General features: G+C 65.1%; 14 protein-coding genes. 7 read left to right on the top strand and 7 right to left on the bottom strand.

From position 1 onward, the window contains the following. Nucleotides 1–16 precede the first annotated feature (16 nt). Complete coding sequence (locus tag AC5STI_RS13955; protein WP_495447098.1) at nt 17–439, bottom strand: VOC family protein; 423 nt, start codon at nt 437–439, stop codon at nt 17–19. A gap of 141 nt (nt 440–580) precedes the next feature. Here AC5STI_RS13955 and ade point away from each other — a divergent pair, with 141 nt between their 5' ends. The 7 genes from ade to msrA all read left to right on the top strand — a co-directional run bounded on the left by ade (nt 581) and on the right by msrA (nt 7,315). Next, nucleotides 581–2,383 (top strand): adenine deaminase, encoded by a 1,803-nt coding sequence (gene ade, locus AC5STI_RS13950; protein WP_495447097.1) that lies wholly within the window; start codon nt 581–583, stop codon nt 2,381–2,383. After that, nucleotides 2,380–3,846 (top strand): AMP nucleosidase, encoded by a 1,467-nt coding sequence (locus AC5STI_RS13945; RefSeq protein WP_495447096.1) that lies wholly within the window; start codon nt 2,380–2,382, stop codon nt 3,844–3,846. Before ade ends, AC5STI_RS13945 begins: the two co-directional genes overlap by 4 nt. Nucleotides 3,847–3,986: 140 nt before the next feature. Beyond that, nucleotides 3,987–4,274, top strand: coding sequence for an HU family DNA-binding protein (locus tag AC5STI_RS13940; RefSeq protein WP_008553440.1), 288 nt, complete (start codon nt 3,987–3,989; stop codon nt 4,272–4,274). Between the two features lie 385 nt (nt 4,275–4,659). Then, nucleotides 4,660–5,565 (top strand): DMT family transporter, encoded by a 906-nt coding sequence (locus tag AC5STI_RS13935; protein ID WP_495447095.1) that lies wholly within the window; start codon nt 4,660–4,662, stop codon nt 5,563–5,565. Between the two features lie 110 nt (nt 5,566–5,675). Continuing rightward, a complete protein-coding gene (locus tag AC5STI_RS13930; protein ID WP_495447094.1) occupies nt 5,676–6,239 on the top strand; it encodes a DUF4202 domain-containing protein in 564 nt (187 codons plus the stop codon). 114 nt (nt 6,240–6,353) lie between these two features. Continuing rightward, nucleotides 6,354–6,803, top strand: coding sequence for a peptide-methionine (R)-S-oxide reductase MsrB (msrB, locus tag AC5STI_RS13925; RefSeq protein WP_495447093.1), 450 nt, complete (start codon nt 6,354–6,356; stop codon nt 6,801–6,803). Further along, on the top strand, nt 6,800–7,315 hold the full coding sequence (gene msrA, locus AC5STI_RS13920) for a peptide-methionine (S)-S-oxide reductase MsrA (RefSeq protein WP_495447092.1): 516 nt from the start codon (nt 6,800–6,802) through the stop codon (nt 7,313–7,315). The genes msrB and msrA overlap by 4 nt, the downstream gene beginning before the upstream one ends. A 151-nt stretch (nt 7,316–7,466) precedes the next feature. Here the strand turns inward: msrA and AC5STI_RS13915 are convergent, their stop codons facing one another. The 6 genes from AC5STI_RS13915 to AC5STI_RS13890 form a co-directional block, all read right to left on the bottom strand. Then, on the bottom strand, nt 7,467–9,473 hold the full coding sequence (locus AC5STI_RS13915) for a hydantoinase/oxoprolinase N-terminal domain-containing protein (protein WP_495447091.1): 2,007 nt from the start codon (nt 9,471–9,473) through the stop codon (nt 7,467–7,469). 72 nt (nt 9,474–9,545) lie between these two features. After that, nucleotides 9,546–10,589, bottom strand: coding sequence for a tRNA epoxyqueuosine(34) reductase QueG (queG, locus tag AC5STI_RS13910; RefSeq protein WP_495447090.1), 1,044 nt, complete (start codon nt 10,587–10,589; stop codon nt 9,546–9,548). 71 nt (nt 10,590–10,660) lie between these two features. Further along, complete coding sequence (fzlA, locus tag AC5STI_RS13905) at nt 10,661–11,326, bottom strand: FtsZ-binding protein FzlA (RefSeq protein ID WP_475048611.1); 666 nt, start codon at nt 11,324–11,326, stop codon at nt 10,661–10,663. 65 nt (nt 11,327–11,391) lie between these two features. Continuing rightward, a complete protein-coding gene (gene mtgA / locus AC5STI_RS13900) occupies nt 11,392–12,129 on the bottom strand; it encodes a monofunctional biosynthetic peptidoglycan transglycosylase (protein WP_495447089.1) in 738 nt (245 codons plus the stop codon). Nucleotides 12,130–12,371: 242 nt separating this feature from the next. Next, nucleotides 12,372–16,904, bottom strand: a complete 4,533-nt coding sequence (gltB, locus tag AC5STI_RS13895; protein WP_495447088.1) for a glutamate synthase large subunit — start codon at nt 16,902–16,904, stop codon at nt 12,372–12,374. Further along, a complete protein-coding gene (locus AC5STI_RS13890) occupies nt 16,901–17,335 on the bottom strand; it encodes a GFA family protein (RefSeq protein WP_495447087.1) in 435 nt (144 codons plus the stop codon). Before AC5STI_RS13890 ends, gltB begins: the two co-directional genes overlap by 4 nt. Nucleotides 17,336–17,396 lie beyond the last annotated feature (61 nt).

Genomic DNA, 17,396 nt, shown 5'->3' with positions numbered 1-17,396 from the left:
GAGGAATTTCCATAGCTTACCCCTTGGGCCGGCTGGGCACCCAGGCATAGCCGTTTTCACACAGGATATAGGCTTCGCGCAGGCCGTGCGGCTTGTCCGCGGGCGCTTGCATGACGGTAAAGCCCGCCGCCTTCGCACGCGCCGAAGCCGCATCCGGATCGGTGTCATAAAGCCGGACCTCAATCCCGGCACCGCGCGGCGGGTTTTCCGGCAGCAGCCCCAGCAGCGGATTTTCCGCATAGGTGCCGTCACTGTGCAGCTGAAACACATGACCGCCATAGGTGATGATGGCGAAATCCTTGCTCACCCGATGGCCCTTCATGGCAAAAACAGTCTCCAAAAAGTCAACTTCAGCCAGAACATCCCGCACCAGCAGGTTAATCCCGATCCCGCGCAGGGAGCGGCCCAAACTCTCCGCGTCTGTTGTGTCATAATCCATGCCCGCAGTCTTCTCCGGACGCCTTCCCGCGGCAACGCCAAATGCGTCGGCCTTCGGCGTCTTTCCACCGCTGGTGTGAAGCTTTGATGGCAATGCAAGCAATCCGCTTGCCTTCCCGCCCGCAATCGGAACAATTGGATTATGTCAGATACTATTTTCCCGAGCTGGCCCGACACCGCCCCGCAATTGATCGAAGTAGCCGCAGGCCGCGCGCCGGCCGATACGGTGATCCGCCAGGGCATTTGGGTCAACGTCCACACCCGCGAGCAACTGCCGGACCATGATATTGCGATCAAGGCGGGCCGCATCGCCTATGTCGGGCCGGATGCCTCCTATTGCACCGGTCCGGAGACGCAGATCATCGAGGCCAATGGCCGCTACATGATCCCCGGCCTGTGCGACGCGCATATGCATATTGAGTCCGGCATGCTCACGCCTGCGGAGTTCGCCCGCGCGGTGATCCCGCATGGCACCACCTCGATGTTCACCGATCCGCATGAGATCGCCAATGTGCTGGGTCTGGACGGCGTACGCTACATGCATGACGAAGCGCTGATGCAGCCGGTCAACATCTTCACCCAGATGCCGAGCTGCGCGCCCTCTGCACCGGGACTGGAAACCACCGGTTATGAAATCTCGGCCGAGGACGTCGCCGAGGCGATGAACTGGCCGGGCATCATCGGTCTGGGGGAGATGATGAACTTCCCCGGTGTCGCCAATGCCGACCCCAAGATGCTGGCGGAAATCGCCGCCACCCAGCGTGCGGGGAAAACCGTGGGCGGCCACTATGCCTCCCCCGACCTCGGCCCCGATTTCGCGGCTTATGTGGCGGGCGGCCCGGCGGACGACCACGAGGGCACCTGCGAGGCCGACGCCATCGCCCGGGTGCGCCAAGGGATGCGGTCGATGATGCGGCTGGGCTCTGCCTGGTATGACGTCGAAAGCCAGATCACCGCGGTGACCGAAAAAGGGCTGGATCCGCGCAACTTCATCCTTTGCACCGATGACTGCCACTCCGGCACCTTGGTCAACGACGGCCACATGAACCGGGTGGTGCGCCACGCCATTGCCTGCGGCTGCGACCCGGTGATCGCGCTGCAGATGGCGACGATCAACACCGCCACCCATTTCGGGCTGGAACGCGAGATCGGCTCCATCACCCCCGGCCGCCGCGCCGATGTGATCCTGACCTCGAACTTGCGCGAACTGCCCATCGAAGTGGTGGTTGCCCTCGGTCAGATCGTGGCGGAATCAGGCTCTATCAAGGTCGAATGCCCGCATTACGACTGGCCCGCCAGCGCCCGCGGCACTGTGCATCTGGGCCATGAGCTGACCGCCAGGGACTTCGAACTCGCCGCCCCCGAGGGCGCCAATGCAGTCACCGCCAATGTGATCGGCGTGGTCGAGAACCAGGCCCCGACCAAGGCGCTGCGGGCGGAACTGCCGGTGGTGGACGGGCTGGTCGAGGGCACTAGTGACGTCTGCCAGATCGCCCTGGTCGAGCGCCACCGCGCCACCGGCGGCGTCACCAACGCCTTTGTCTCCGGCTTCGGTTACACTGGCAGGATGGCGATGGCCTCCACCGTGGCGCACGACAGCCACCACATGATCGTCGTCGGCACCGACCGCGAACAGATGGCGCTGGCCGCCAACCGGCTGGCCGAGGTCGGCGGCGGCATCACACTCTACAAGGACGGCGAGGAGCTGGCCCTGGTCGAGCTGCCGATTGCAGGCCTGATGTCCGACAGCCCGGCCACCGAAGTGGCCGCCAAGGCGCAGGTGATGATGGAGGCGATGCAGGCCTGCGGCTGCAACCTCAACAACGCCTATATGCAGCATTCGCTTCTAGCGCTGGTGGTGATCCCGGAACTCAGGATCTCCGACCTGGGCCTTGTCGACGTCCGCACATTCCAGAAAATTCCGGTAATCGAGCCCGCGCAATGATAACAACAAAACATCCCGGCCACCCGCCGGACGAAAGCTTCAACGACGCAACCGAGGCCGTCGACCGGCTGGAGCTGCTCTACCGGCAGGCCACCGGTTTCATCTGCGAGGAATTCTCCCGCGCGATGGCGGACGGCGCGCCGGACAACCAGCGCATCCGCGCCTTCTACCCGGAGATCCGCTTTTCCACCCTGACCTTCGCCCAGGTGGACAGCCGCCTCAGCTTTGGCCATGTCTCTGCGCCCGGCACCTATGCCACCACAGTGACGCGGCCGGACCTGTTCCGCAATTACCTGATCCAGCAGATCGGCCTCTTGATCCGCAACCACGGCCAGCCGGTGATCATCGGCGTCTCTGACACCCCGATCCCGGTGCATTTTGCGGTCGCCTCGCGCCCGGACCTGACTGTGCCCCAGGACGGAGCCGCCGGCTTCACCCTGCGCGACGTCTTTGACGTGCCGGACCTGTCGACCACCAACGACGACATCGTCAACGGCACCCATCAGCCCGCCAACGGCACCGGCCCGCTGTCGCTGTTCACCGCCCAGCGCATCGACTACTCACTGGCCCGGCTGACCCACTACACCGCCACCAGCGCCGAGCATTTCCAGAACCACGTTCTGTTCACTAACTACCAGTTCTACGTGGCAGAGTTCGAGGCCTATGCCCGCGCCCAGCTGGCGGATCCCAGTTCCGGCTACACCAGCTTTGTCAGCACCGGCGATCATGAGATCACCGATCCCGCTGCTCAGATCCCGGAAATCGCCAAGCTGCCGCAGATGCCCACCTACCACCTCAAGCGGGAAGACGGGAACGGCATCACCTTGGTCAACATCGGTGTCGGCCCCTCCAACGCCAAGACCGCCACCGACCACATCGCGGTGCTGCGCCCGCATGCCTGGCTGATGGTCGGCCATTGCGCGGGGCTGCGGAACACCCAGGCGCTGGGTGACTTCGTCCTCGCCCACGGCTACCTGCGCGAGGATCACGTGCTGGACGACGACCTCCCGATCTGGACGCCGATCCCGGCGCTGGCGGAAATCCAGGTCGCGCTGGAGGAAGCGGTGGCGGAGATCACCGAATACGAGGGCTTCGACCTCAAGCGGATCATGCGCACCGGCACTGTCGCCACCATCGACAACCGCAACTGGGAACTCAGGGACCAGTCCGGCCCGGTGCAGCGCTTGTCCCAATCCCGCGCCATCGCGCTGGACATGGAAAGCGCCACCATCGCCGCCAACGGCTACCGCTTCCGGGTGCCCTACGGCACGCTGCTCTGCGTCTCAGACAAGCCGCTGCACGGCGAGCTGAAACTGCCAGGCATGGCGTCGGACTTTTACCGGACCCAGGTTGCACGCCACCTGCAAATCGGCATAAGAGCAATGGAGCGTTTGCGCGGCATGCCTCTGGAGCGGTTGCACAGCCGGAAATTGCGCTCGTTCGACGAAACCGCCTTCTTGTAAGGCTGATTTTCGCTGTTTTCCGGGAAAAAATGCCTGTTTTGCCTTATGTGGAGCACACAAGAAGTTGTGTTACCATACAACATAACGATAATGTCTCGCGATGAGGCCCCACAGTTCGGGCAGCTTTAAGGAGACGAAGAATGTCCAAACCGATGACCAAAACCCAGCTTGTAGCCGCACTGGCCGAGGAAATGGGCAGTGACAAGAAAACTGCAGGTTCTGCGCTGGAAGCGGTCTGCTCGCTGATCACCCGCGAAGTGTCGGGCGGCGGTGCCGTGACCCTGCCGGGCGTCGGCAAGATCTACTGCCGTGAGCGCCCCGAGCGCGAAGTGCGCAACCCGGCCACCGGTGAGAAGTTCACCAAGGAAGCCGACAAGGTGGTCAAGATGACCATCGCCAAAGCGCTGAAAGACAGCGTCAACGGCTGATACCGGACAACTTCCGGACGGTTTCAGGGCTGCCCCAGCGGGCGGCCCTTTTCTTTTGCCTATGAGTGGGCGCCGGCTGATTGTTCGCCCGCCGCCGCAGCGTTGCTGCTTGCCAACGCGGCACAGCGGGCGCACCCTCCGGTAAACGAGGGGGAGCGCTGCCGGATGACTGAAGTAAACCTTATACTGATCCTGAGCGCGGCGCTGCTGCCCGGCACCAGCCTCGGCCCTGCAACGCGGACCATTGCCGACACCTCTCTGCAGCGCGGCCGCGCCGCCAGCTAGGCGGGTCCTGATGGCCCGGCTCAGCTGACCCCGGGCTCTGTCCGGCTTGATCTCTACCCGCATTTCCCCGAAGGTCCGCCGCGGGAGAAAGGAACTCACGATGGATGCGCGCGCTATTGCCATGGGGCTGGCCTTTGCCCTGATGTGGTCCTCCGCCTTCACCTCGGCCCGGATCATTGTGCAGGACGCCTCGCCGCTGTTCTCGCTGGCGGTCCGCTTTCTGATTTCCGGCCTGATCGGTGTCGCCATCGCCCGCGCCATGGGGCAGACTTGGCGGCTGACGCCGGGCCAGTGGCGGGCCACGGTGATTTTCGGCATCTGCCAGAACGCACTCTACCTCGGCCTGAACTTCGTCGCCATGCAATGGATCGAGGCCTCTTTGGCCGCAATCATCGCCTCCACCATGCCGCTGCTGGTGGCGCTGGCCGGCTGGGCCCTGTTCGGCGAGCGGCTGCGCCCCTTGGGATACGCCGGGTTGGCGTCCGGCATCCTGGGTGTCGCGCTGATCATGGGCACACGGCTCAGCGCAGGTGTCGACCTCTTGGGCGTTGGCCTCTGCGTCATCGGTGTGCTGGCCCTCACTGCCGCAACCCTCGCCCTGCGCGGCGCCACCTCGGGCGGCAATTTCATGATGGTGGTCGGGCTGCAGATGCTGGTCGGCTCCGCCATCCTGTTCGTGACCGCGCCGCTGACCGAGGAGATTTTCGTGAACCCCACCTGGCCGTTGGCGCTAGCCTTCACCTATACCACCATCGTGCCCGGGCTGATGGCCACCTTCATCTGGGTGCTGCTGCTGAACCGCATCGGCCCGGTGCGCGCCGCCACCTTCCACTTCCTGAACCCAGTGTTCGGCGTGGCAATCGCCAGCGTGCTGCTCGGCGAAAAACTGGGACCGCTCGACCTGCTGGGCGTCGCCATCGTCACCGGCGGCATTCTGGCCGTCCAGCTGGCCCGCCAGGCCAACCGGCGCAAAACGGAGCTCTCCCGCGCGGCAAAGCCGGGCTGACGCCCGTCCCTGCCCCTTGGGCCCGGCGCCGCTGACGCGGCGCGGCCCGTTGCAACCCCTCGTGTTTACGGCTTAACCTGACCCTCAAGACCCCAACAGGAGGACGCCGCATGAGCGCGCAACTGACCCAGGTGCTGGAAGCGATCGACGCCGCCAACGCTTTGGACCCCACCCTGGAAGACGGCCAGCCTGCCGCGCTGCTCTATGGCCAGCGGATGAGCCAGGAGCAGGAACGCCTGTTCCCGGACGCCTCCGAGGTGCTGCAAATCGCCGCCCGCGGCCAGCATGTGGAACGCTGGAAACTCGCCCGCGATGCCTTCCCCGAAGGCCGGGCCGGCTATCTCGCCTGGCGCAAGGCCGAGGCTGTGCATCACGCTGATGTCGTCACCTCCCTGATGCAGGACGCAGGCTATGGCACCGGGGACACGGAGGCCGCCGCCAAGATGCTGCGCAAGGAAGGCATCAAGCGCGACGATCAGGTGCAGGCGCTGGAGGACATCATCTGCTTTGTCTTCCTCAAGTGGTATTTCGCCCCCTTCGCCGCCAAGCATCCGGCGGACAAGGTGCAGCGCATTGTCGAGAAGACCGCCCGGAAGATGTCGGAAGACGCCCGCGCCCGGGTGCTGCGGGAGTTTGACCTGCCCGGCGACCTGGCCGGCGCCTTCGCGGCCTGACGGCACACTGCTGCGCCCCAGCACACGGCTTTGCGAGCCGCCTGTAACAGGGCTTTGCATTTGCGCATCCAGACCCCATGTTCTGCACCAAACGCGAACAGGCGGGAGGACACCATGACCAAATACTTCAAGAACCCGGACGCCGTTGCCGCCCTCTCCGAGGAAGAGTTCTATGTGACCCAGAACGCGGGCACCGAACGCCCCGGCACCGGCAAACTGCTTTATAACAAGGAGCCGGGCATCTATGTCGACATCGTCTCGGGCGAGCCGCTGTTTGCCTCCTCCGACAAGTACGAGTCAGGCTGCGGCTGGCCCAGCTTCACCAAGCCGATCGAATCCGCACATATCCAGGAGCTGGAGGATCGCAGCCTCGGCATGATCCGCACCGAGGTCCGCTCCACCCACGGCGACAGCCACCTGGGCCATGTTTTCCCCGACGGCCCGATGGACCGGGGCGGCCTGCGCTATTGCATCAACTCGGCCTCCCTTCGGTTCGTCCACCTGGACGACATGGAGGCCGAGGGCTATGGCGCCTACATCAACCAAGTGGAGACCGTGAAATGAGCACCACCGAACGCGCCGTCTTAGCAGGCGGCTGTTTCTGGGGCATGCAGGAACTGATCCGCAAGCGCCCCGGCGTCATCAGCACCCGCGTCGGCTATACCGGCGGCGACGTGCCCAACGCCACCTACCAGAACCACGGCACCCACGCCGAAGGGATCGAGATCGTCTTCGACCCCGCCGTCACCTCCTACCGGGAGCTCTTGGAGTTCTTCTTCCAGATCCATGACCCGACCACCCTGAACCGCCAGGGCAATGACATCGGCATGAGCTACCGCTCGGCGATCTACTACGTGGACAAAACCCAGAAAGCCGTGGCCGAGGACACTATCGCCGACGTCGACGCCTCCGGCATTTGGCCCGGCAAGGTGGTGACAGAGGTCGAGCCGGTTGGCGATTTCTGGGAGGCAGAACCGGAGCATCAGGATTATCTGCAGCGGCTGCCCACCGGCTACACCTGCCATTTCCCGCGCCCTGACTGGGTGCTGCCCAAACGCGGCGCCGCCGCGGAATAGGATCTAACTAAGCGCTTTCAGCCCCGCCGCACTCCGGCGGGGCATTTCACTTGCCGGATCTCCAGCAAGCATCCGTGCTTCATCTGGCCTTAAATATCCCCGCCGGAGGCAGCGGGTTTTCCCGGAAAACCCGCTTTACAGCCCAAGACACCTAGGCGTGCGCCACCCGCGGCCGGCCGCTGGCCTCCACCGTCAGCGTGCCCTCGACGAACACCTCCCGCGATTCCACCTGCGCGGTGCGGATATCCCGCTCCACATGCACGTGGATGTCCTCGGCGCCGGCCGCCTCCGCCGCGCCGCGCGCCTCCTCCGCCAGGGCCGTTTCCAGCGCCGCCAGCGCGTCACCGGAGGCCGGGAAATCCACCGGGCCGCTCTCCAGATGCACCCGGTACTTGCCCTCCGCAGGGGACGTCACGGTGCCGCTGCGCCGCATGGTGACCCGGCCCACAACCGCGCCAATGGCATTGGCCACGCCCGCGTGTTCCGGCAGGATCATGTTGCAGCGCAGCCGCTCCCCCACCGCCGGGTAATAGCCGGGGGCAGAGGCGCCAAGCCCGACCACATCCACATTCATCGAGGCATCCAGCGCCAGCAGGCCGCGGTGCCGGGCAAGCCCCTTTTGCAGCAGCACGTGCCGCGCCAGCTCCTTCTCCGGCAGGCCAAAGCTCTCGGCCTCTTCGGCAAAGGCAGACTCCAACAGGGTCAGGGCGGTCTGTTCGGTCAGCTGATCAATGATCATCTGCGCCATCGTTTCCGCATCCTTCGCCGCCATGTCGCCGCTGCCCACCCGGCGGCGGGCAAAGAGGGTCAGCGCCTTCTCCGCCGCCTCCCGGTCCCAGGCAGCGACCCGGCCCAGCACATGGCTCGCGTCCGAAGGCGTCACCCCCGACACCTGCACCAGCCCGCGGTCCACCAGCCGGTTCAGCGAGCCGTGATCCATCCGGGTGCGCAGAATGCTTCCCAGCGGGTGCACCTGCATCCCGATCCGCGCCAGCAGCCCGGCCTCGCGCTCGCTCAGCCCCGCCACCGGCACCCCCGGCACCGCCCGCACGAAACGCCCGTCGAACTCGCCCACCGTTGTATTGCGCAGCTGTTCGTCCAGCGCCGCATGCACCACCTCCGGCGCATCCGTGGCTATCAGCGAGACCGGCACCACCCGTCGCGGCCCCAGGGTCAGCCCCCCAGACAGGCCGCTGGTGTTCAGATGCACTTGGCTGTCACCGCCGAGACCGGTGGTCCGCATCGCCACCGCCTCGACCATGGTGCGGAACTCGCCGACCCGGGCACCGGCCGGGTCAATCGCCGGCTTGCCGTCCCGGATCAGCGCCACATCGGTGGTGGTGCCGCCGATGTCGCTGACCAGCGCATGCTCCACACCGGTCATCCAGCGCGCTCCCACGATCGAGGCCGCCGGCCCCGACAGAATGGTCTCGATCGGCCGCTCCCGCGCCTGCTCGCCGCTCATCAGCGCCCCGTCGCCGCGCACCACCATCATCGGCGCCTCAATCCCAAGGTCGCGCAGCGTGTCCTGCGCCCGGCCGATCAGCCGGTCGATCATCCCGATCAGACGCGCATTCAAAACCGCCGTCACCGCCCGCTTGGGCCCGTTCAGCTTGGCCGACAGCTGGTGCGAGCAGGTGACCGGCGCGCTGGTCAGCTCATGAATGATCCTCGCGGCCTCCATCTCATGCGCCGGGTTCCGGGTGGCAAAGACACCGGCAACGGCAAAACCCGTCACCCCCTGCCCCTCGGTGCGCAGAAACATCTCCAGCGCCTCCACGTCCAGCGGCGCCGCCTCGCTGCCCGCATGGGTATGGCCGCCCGGCAGCACCAGCGACGGATCGCCCTTCAGCGCGTCCCGCAGCCCGTGCCGGTCCAAATCGTCCTCTTTAAAGCCGATATAGATCAGCGCCACCCGGCCGCCCTGCCCCTCGACCAGCGCATTAGTGGCCAAAGTAGTGGACAGCGCCGCCAGCGACACGTCCTCGGACTTGACACCGGATTGCTCCAGCACCGCCCGGATCGCGCCGCCAACACCAATCGCCAGATCCTGGCGCGTGGTCAGCGACTTGGCTGAAGCGATCACCTCCTTCTCGTCGCGGATCAGCACCGCATCGGTATAGGTTCCGCCCGTGTCCACTCCCAGCAACAGCGCCATGCCCAGCCCTCTCAAACTCTGTTCGCCGGACCGGGTGTAACGCCTATTTGCGCCGCGTCCATCCTGTTTGCGTCACGAAAGCTTTTGAACCGCCCAAGCCGCCGCATCCGCCACCGCCGGGTCCGGATCCCCCGCCAGCCGCTGCGCCGCCTGCCGCAGCTCCGGCAGACCGGAATTGCCAATGGCATAAAGCACATTGCGCACAAAGCGGTCGCGCCCGATCCGCTTGATCGGCGAGCCGGAGAACATCGTCCGGAACGCCGCATCGTCCAAGGCAGCAAGTTCCGCCAGCCTCGGCGCCTTCAGCTCCTCGCGCGCGGCATAGCGCATGTCGCTGGCCGCCACCGCAAACTTGTTCCACGGGCAGGCCGCCAGGCAATCGTCGCAGCCATAGATCCGGTTGCCCATCTTCTCGCGCAGTTCCTCCGCCACCTCCCCCTTGTGCTCGATGGTCAGGTAGGAAATGCAGCGCCGCGCATCGACCTGGTAGGGCGCCGGAAAGGCATCCGTCGGGCAGCTGTCCAGACAGGCCCGGCAGGACCCGCAGCGGTCCCGTTCTGCCGCATCCGCAGGCAGCTCCAGCGTGGTGAAAACAGAGCCTAAAAAGGCCCAATTGCCCCAATCCCGGCTCACCAGATTGCTGTGCTTGCCCTGCCAGCCCAAGCCCGCCGCCTGGCCCAGCGCCTTTTCCGGTACCGGCGCGGTATCGACAAAGACCTTCACCTCGCAGCCCTCACCGGCCTCGGCAATCAGCCAGCGCGCCAGCCGCTTCAGACGCTTCTTGACCAGGTCGTGATAATCCTTGCCCCGGGCATAGACCGACACCGCGCCGCGATCCGCCTGCCCCACCACCGCCATCGGGTCCTCATCAGGCGTATAGCTTTCCGCCAGCATGATCACCGACCGCGCCTCGGGCCACAGCTGCGCCGGATCACCCCGCCAATGGGTGCGCTCCGCCATCCAGCCCATCTGCCCGTGATAGCCCGCCTCCAGAAAGGCCTGCAGCCGTCCCGGCACCTCCGTCACGTCCCACGGGCGGCAGACCCGGCAGGCGACAAACCCCTCCGCCAGCGCCTGCGCAACCAGTCTTTGCTTGATGCCGGATCCGTCTTTCATCTTTCCCCAAATACTCCGGGGTGAATTGGGCCTAAGGCCCAAGAGGGGCAGCGCCCCTCAACCCGTTGATATCAGAAATCCAGATCAGTGTAATGCGGCGGCGGCCGGAAGCCCGGCACCTGATCGGCCAGGATCGACCGGAACGCGGGCCGCGACTTGATCTTGGCGTACCAGTCCTTGACCACCGCCGACCGGTTCCAGTCCACATCCGAGATGTAATCCAGCGATGACAGATGCGCCGCGGCGGCGAAATCCGCCAGCGTCATCATGTCCCCGGCCAGCCAGCGCCGGTGGTCCAGCAGCCAGGCCATGTAATCCAGATGGTATTTGATCGCCTTGGCGCCGGCCTTCACGTTGCGGCTGTCGGGATAGCCCTCGCCGGTGATCTTCTTGTTCACCCGCTCATACAGCAGCTTGGAGGTCACCTCGTGGTGGAACTTGTCATCAAACCAGCTCACTAGCCGCCGCACCTCATAGCGGCCCGCGGCATCCTTGGGCATCAAGGGCGGCTCCGGCCTGGTGTCCTCCAGGTATTCGCAGACCGCCGCGCTTTCGGCCATCATCTGGCCGTCCAGCCGGATCACCGGAACCTTGGCGGCCGGGTTGCGGCGCAGGAAATCGGGATCCTGCTCCCAATAGCGCTCCTCGACCAGCTCAACCTCGATCTTCTTCTCCGCCAGCGACAGCCGAACCTTGCGGCAAAAGGGGGACAGGGGAACGTGGTACAGGCGCGCCATGGCTACAGGGGATCTCCAGAAACGTGACTACGGATACCCAGCAATGCCTTGGCCGGGAGAAAGATTCAATCCTCGAAACAATCCGCCCGCCCGTCTGCGCGAATCGTGGCCGCCCCGTCCTGAATCTGCCGCGCCCGGCGCTGCACGAAGTTCGAGGGTTTGCGGGCCGAACGTTCCTTGGGATTGGGCAGAACCGCGGCGATCAGCGCCGCCTGGCGGGCGCTCAGCTGATCCGGGCCGACACCGAAATACTTGCGCGCCGCGGCCTCGGCGCCGAACACGCCTTCGTCCATCTCGGCAACGTTCAGATAGACCTCCAGGATCCGCCGCTTGCTCCAGACGATTTCCACCACCGGGGTCAGCAGTGTCTCCAGCACCTTGCGCGGCCAGCTGCGGCCCTGCCACAGGAACACGTTCTTCACCACCTGCTGCGAAATCGTCGAGCCGCCGCGGCTGCCGCCCGCCTCGATCGCGGCCTGAATGGCGCGGGCATCAAAGCCCCAATGGCGGCAGAACTGCGCATCCTCCGCCGCCACGACGGAACGCGCCAGCACCGGTGCCATCTCCTCCAGCGGCACCCACATCCGGTCGACCTCGCCCAGGCGGCGCTGCTCAGCCCAGATGGTGTGGGTGATAGGCGGATTCACCACTGAAAACAGCAGGATGAGGAAAAGGAAGACCGCCGCAACCGCAAGCACCGCGCGCAAGATCCAGCGCCGCAGCCAGCGCAGCGGCTGAATCTGCCGCTTCGCCGTCTTCTTGCTGCTCTTGGTTTTCTTCTTCTTTGCAACTGCCTTGGCCATGCCCCTCTATAGGACGGCAGCAGGGCATTCACAAAGGGTCAGTTGCCTTGTGCCGTATTTCGCCGGCCGTGAGTCTCCGGAGGCAAGGCAAGGGGCACCGCCCCTCTTGAGCCTGCGGCTCAATTCACCCCAGGATATTTTTGGCAAGAGGAAGCCGGTATCCACGGACGAGGCGGCCCGAGGGCAATGAAAAACCCCGCAAGCCTGCGCCTGCGGGGTCCGGTTTCAGTCTCTGGCCCGGCTTACTCCGCCGGAACCGCAGCCTGTTCCTGCATCACCGGATGCGCCAGCTTGTCGAGCATCTCCTTGGGGCAAACCTGCAGGAAGTTCGCCTTCTCGATATCCCAATGCTGCAGGATCTCCGCGGCCTTGCGGCTGCCGGTTTCCTGCTGATGGCGTTCGATCAGGCTTTTCAGCTCCGCTTCCCAATGCGCCACGGTGACCGGGCAGGTGACCAGCGACTCCATGTTCATCAGGGTCGCGGCCTTGCCCTCGGGGTCATAGAGATAAGCCATGCCGCCGGTCATGCCCGCGCCGAAGTTGGCACCGATCGAGCCGAGGATCACCGCAACGCCGCCGGTCATGTATTCGCAGCCGTTGGAGCCGCAGCCCTCGATCACCACCTTGGCGCCGGAGTTGCGGACCGCAAAGCGCTCGCCCGCGCGCCCCGCAGCAAACAGGTAGCCGTCGGTGGCGCCGTACAGCACGGTGTTGCCGATGATGGTGTTTTCCGAGGCCACCAGCGGGCTCACCTGCGGCGGGCGCACCACGATGGTGCCGCCCGACAGGCCCTTGCCGACATAGTCGTTGGCGTCGCCCGACACTTCCAGCTTCAGGCCCGGGGCCGCAAAGGCGCCCAGCGCCTGGCCGGCAGAACCCTGCAGCTTCACGGTCAGGTGATCCGGCTGGAACGAGTTCCGCATGCCGAAGTTGCGCACGATATGGCTGGACGTGCGGGTGCCCACGGTGCGGTGGGTATTCTGGATTGCATAGGACAGCTGCATCTTCTCGCCGTCCTGCAGGAAGCGGGCAGCGTCGCGCACGATCTCCGCATCCAGCGTATCCGGCACCGCGTTGCGCTCCTTGTCGCGGTTGTAGACGATGCTGGCAGAGCCATCGACGGTGATCAGCAGCGGGTTCAGGTCCAGGTCGTCCAGGTGGGCGGAGCCGCGCGACACCTGCGCCAGGAGGTCGGCCCGGCCGATCACCTCGTCCAGCGACCGGGCGCCGATGGAGGCGAGGATTTCCCGCACTTCCTGGGCGTAGAAGGTGATCAGGTTCACCACCTTGTCGGCGTTGCCGGTGAACTTGGCGCGCAAGGATTCGTCCTGGGTGCAGACGCCCACCGGGCAGGTGTTGGACTGGCACTGGCGCACCATGATGCAGCCCATCGCAATCAGTGCCGCGGTGCCAATGCCGTATTCCTCGGCGCCCAGCATTGCTGCCATCACGATATCGCGGCCGGTCCGCAGGCCGCCGTCGGTGCGCAGCGTCACCCGCTCGCGCAGGTTGTTCATCGCCAGCACCTGATGCGCTTCCGTCAGGCCCATCTCCCACGGCAGGCCCGCGTATTTGATCGAGGTCGCCGGAGACGCCCCGGTGCCGCCGTTGTGGCCCGAGATCAGGATGATGTCAGCCTTCGCCTTGGCCACGCCCGCGGCGATGGTGCCAACGCCCGAAGACGCCACCAGCTTCACAGTCACCTTGCAGCGCGGGTTGATCTGCTTGAGGTCATAGATCAGCTGCGCCAGGTCCTCGATCGAGTAGATGTCGTGGTGCGGCGGCGGCGAGATCAGGGTCACGCCCTTGGTCGAGTGGCGCAGGCGGGCGATCAGGTCGGTGACCTTCATGCCCGGCAGCTGGCCGCCCTCACCGGGCTTGGCGCCCTGGGCCACCTTGATTTCCAGCTCTTCGCACTGGTTCAAGTATTCCGCGGTCACACCAAAGCGGCCCGATGCCACCTGCTTGATCTTGGCAGAGGGGTTGTCGCCGTTCGGCTCCGGCACGAAGTGTGCCGGATCCTCGCCGCCCTCGCCGGAATCGGACTTGGCGCCGATGCGGTTCATTGCCACGTTCAGGGTCTTGTGCGCCTCGGGGCTCAGCGCGCCCAGGGACATGCCCGGGGTCACGAACCGCTTGCGGATCGCGGTGATGCTCTCCACTTCCTCCAGCGGGATCGGCTTGCCCAGCGGCTTGATCTGCAGCAGGTCGCGCAGGTGGATCGGCGGGTTCGACTGCATCTTCGCCGAATACTGCTTCCACAGCTCATAAGACGCGCGGTTGCAGGCCATCTGCATCATATGCATCGAGGTCGCTTCCCAAGCGTGCGTCTCACCCGACTTGCGCGCCTTGTAGAAACCGCCGATGGGCAGCACGCCCTCCGGCGCCTTCCAGGCCTTGGCGTGGATTTCCTCTGCCTTGGTCTGGATACCGGTCACACCGATGCCGGAAATGCGCGAGGTCATGCCCGGGAAATACTCGGCACACATGGCGCGGGACAGACCCACAGCTTCGAAGTTCAGGCCGCCACGGTAGGAGGACACGACCGAGATCCCCATCTTGGCCATGATCTTGAGCAGACCCTGGTCGATGGCCTCGCGGTAGCGGGCGACGTTCTCGGTCAGGGTGCCGTCCAGCAGGCCGCGCTCGATGCGGTCGGCCAGCGAATCCTCTGCCAGATAGGCGTTCACCACGGTGGCGCCGCAGCCGATCAGCACCGCAAAGTAATGCGGATCGATACACTCGGCAGAGCGCACATTCAGCGAGCAGAAGGTGCGCAGCCCCTTGCGGGTCAGATGCGAATGCACGGCAGAGGTCGCCAGGATCATCGGCATCGCCACCTTGCTGGCGTCCGAATACTGGTCGGTCAGCACGATATGGCCCGCGCCAGAGCGCACTGCTTCTTCGGCTTCGGCCCGGATCCGCTCCAGCGCCGCGTTCAGCGCGCCGCGGCCCGGTGCAAAGGTACAGTCGATCTCGGCCAGCGGCGCGTTGAACTGCTGCACCAGCTTGTCCCATTGGGCGTTGCCGACAAAGGGGCTTTCCAGAACGATGATCTCGGTCTGGGAGCTGTCCTCGTCCAGCACGTTCTTGAGGTTGCCGAAGCGGGTCTTCAGCGACATCACCCGGTATTCGCGCAAGCTGTCGATCGGCGGGTTGGTCACCTGGCTGAAGTTCTGGCGGAAGAAGTGGCTCAGCGGGCGGTACATCTTGGACAGCACGGCAGAGGGCGTGTCATCACCCATCGACGCCAGCGTTTCCTTGCCGTCCTCGGCCATCGGCGCCAGGATCTGTTCCAGCTCCTCGATTGTATACCCGGCCGCCACCTGACGGCGCCGCAGCTCCTCGCCGCTGAACAGCGGCTGTTCGGTGACGCTGGCGAGGGTTGTGTCCAGATCGTTGATCCGCTTTACCCAGTCGCCGAACGGCAGCGCGCGCGCCAGCTTGTCCTTGATCTCGGTGTCGCGGAACAGCTTGCCCTTTTCCATGTCGACGGCAAGCATCTGGCCTGGGCCCAGCGCGCCCTTCTCAACCACGGTGGCTTCGTCAATCGGCACCATGCCAGCCTCGGACCCCGCGATCACCAGCCCGTCGCCGGTCACCACATAACGCATCGGGCGCAGGCCGTTGCGGTCCAGGCCCGCGCAAACCCAGCGGCCGTCGGTCATCGCCAGCGCGGCGGGGCCGTCCCAGGGCTCCATCACAGAGTTGCAGTAGGAGTACATGTCGCGCCAGGACTGCGGCAGCTCTACCGCCTGCTTGGACCAGCTTTCCGGCACCAGCATGGTTTTCGCCATCGGCGCCGAACGGCCCGCGCGCACCAGAACCTCGAACACGCCGTCCAGCGCGGCGGAGTCGGAAGCGCCGCCCGGCACGATCGGCTTGATGTCTTCGGCATAGTCGCCAAAGGTCGAAGATGCCATGCGGATCTCATGGCTCTTCATCCAGTTCAGGTTGCCCTTCAGCGTGTTGATTTCGCCGTTGTGCGCCAGCATCCGGAACGGCTGCGCCAGCCACCACTGCGGGAAGGTGTTGGTGGAATACCGCTGGTGATAGATCGCAAAGGCACTCTCGAACCGCTCATCCATCAGGTCCGGGTAGAACACCGCAACTTGCTCGGCCAGCATCATTCCCTTGTAGATGATCGAGCGGCAGGACAGCGACGCGATATAGAGGCCGGAGATACCGGCCGACGACGACGCCTTCTCGATCCGGCGGCGGATCACATAAAGCTCGCGTTCAAAGGTTTCCTCGTCCACGCCCTTGGAGTTGGAGATCAGGATCTGCTCGATCTCCGGGCGGGTGGCATTGGCCTTTTCCCCCAGGCAGGACACATCCACCGGCACATGGCGCCAGCCATAGATGGAATAGCCCATGCGCAGCACTTCGGTTTCCACGATGGTCCGGCAGCGCTCCTGGGCGCCGAAATCGGTGCGCGGCAGGAACACCTGGCCCACCGCCATCAGCTCATCCTGGCGCGGCTCGTGGCCGGTGCGGCGGATCTGGTCATAGAAGAACGGCACCGGGATCTGCACATGGATGCCCGCGCCGTCGCCGGTCTTGCCGTCGGCGTCCACCGCGCCGCGGTGCCAGATCGCCTTCAGCGCGTCGATGCCGGCCTCAACCACCTTGCGGCTCTTCTTGCCGTCAACCGAGACAACCAGCCCCACACCGCAGGACGAATGCTCCTCTTCCTCGGAATAGAGACCGTTTTCAGCCATCCATTTGCGCTTGGCTTCCTCGGCGCGCACCCAATCGGCATCATATTTGGTCATTGGCTGTTTCCTTCTACGGCGGGGGCAAACATCTCCATCACGTCAGCGCTGGTCAGTTTCCGGCAGCTGCTGCTGAAGGCGTAGCCCGCGGGCTTCTTGTCGATGTAAAGTTCCAGGCGCAATTCATTGCCGCCTGCGTTTTCAAACAGGCCAGCCGACATTTGCGTCTGGCCCTTATGTTCTCCTGCGGTCATCCGGTACCACAGCGCCGATCCGCACTCGCCGCAGAACGCGCGCTCCGCCCACTGCGAGGACTGATAGGTCCGCACCGGACCCAGCGCAGCGTAGCCGGTTCCGGCCTGAAAGCTCAGGAACGGGCCGCTGGCCCAGCGCTGGCACATCTCGCAATGGCAGGCGGAAATAGAGGCGCGCGCGGGCGTCGCGGTGACGCTCACTGCGCCGCACATGCACTGTCCCTGCAATTCGCTCATGTCCATTGTCCTTTGCTGGCTGGGTCAGCAGTGCTGACCTTGGCGCTGCTCTGTTGCTGCC

The organism is Leisingera sp. CC-HEC096, assembly GCF_059429235.1.
The sequence above is the reverse complement of the archived record's forward strand: the minus strand, read 5'-3'. Positions and strand labels throughout refer to the sequence as shown.

What these genes read in the sequence shown, in the direction of transcription:
- AC5STI_RS13890 (WP_495447087.1), bottom strand. Translation starts at nt 17,335, where the DNA reads ATGAGCGAATTGCAGGGACAGTGCATGTGCGGCGCAGTGAGCGTCACC.
- ade (WP_495447097.1), top strand. Translation starts at nt 581, where the DNA reads ATGTCAGATACTATTTTCCCGAGCTGGCCCGACACCGCCCCGCAATTG.
- AC5STI_RS13935 (WP_495447095.1), top strand. Translation starts at nt 4,660, where the DNA reads ATGGATGCGCGCGCTATTGCCATGGGGCTGGCCTTTGCCCTGATGTGG.
- AC5STI_RS13955 (WP_495447098.1), bottom strand. Translation starts at nt 439, where the DNA reads ATGGATTATGACACAACAGACGCGGAGAGTTTGGGCCGCTCCCTGCGC.
- mtgA (WP_495447089.1), bottom strand. Translation starts at nt 12,129, where the DNA reads ATGGCCAAGGCAGTTGCAAAGAAGAAGAAAACCAAGAGCAGCAAGAAG.
- AC5STI_RS13945 (WP_495447096.1), top strand. Translation starts at nt 2,380, where the DNA reads ATGATAACAACAAAACATCCCGGCCACCCGCCGGACGAAAGCTTCAAC.
- AC5STI_RS13915 (WP_495447091.1), bottom strand. Translation starts at nt 9,473, where the DNA reads ATGGCGCTGTTGCTGGGAGTGGACACGGGCGGAACCTATACCGATGCG.
- gltB (WP_495447088.1), bottom strand. Translation starts at nt 16,904, where the DNA reads ATGACCAAATATGATGCCGATTGGGTGCGCGCCGAGGAAGCCAAGCGC.
- msrB (WP_495447093.1), top strand. Translation starts at nt 6,354, where the DNA reads ATGACCAAATACTTCAAGAACCCGGACGCCGTTGCCGCCCTCTCCGAG.
- AC5STI_RS13930 (WP_495447094.1), top strand. Translation starts at nt 5,676, where the DNA reads ATGAGCGCGCAACTGACCCAGGTGCTGGAAGCGATCGACGCCGCCAAC.
- msrA (WP_495447092.1), top strand. Translation starts at nt 6,800, where the DNA reads ATGAGCACCACCGAACGCGCCGTCTTAGCAGGCGGCTGTTTCTGGGGC.
- queG (WP_495447090.1), bottom strand. Translation starts at nt 10,589, where the DNA reads ATGAAAGACGGATCCGGCATCAAGCAAAGACTGGTTGCGCAGGCGCTG.
- fzlA (WP_475048611.1), bottom strand. Translation starts at nt 11,326, where the DNA reads ATGGCGCGCCTGTACCACGTTCCCCTGTCCCCCTTTTGCCGCAAGGTT.
- AC5STI_RS13940 (WP_008553440.1), top strand. Translation starts at nt 3,987, where the DNA reads ATGTCCAAACCGATGACCAAAACCCAGCTTGTAGCCGCACTGGCCGAG.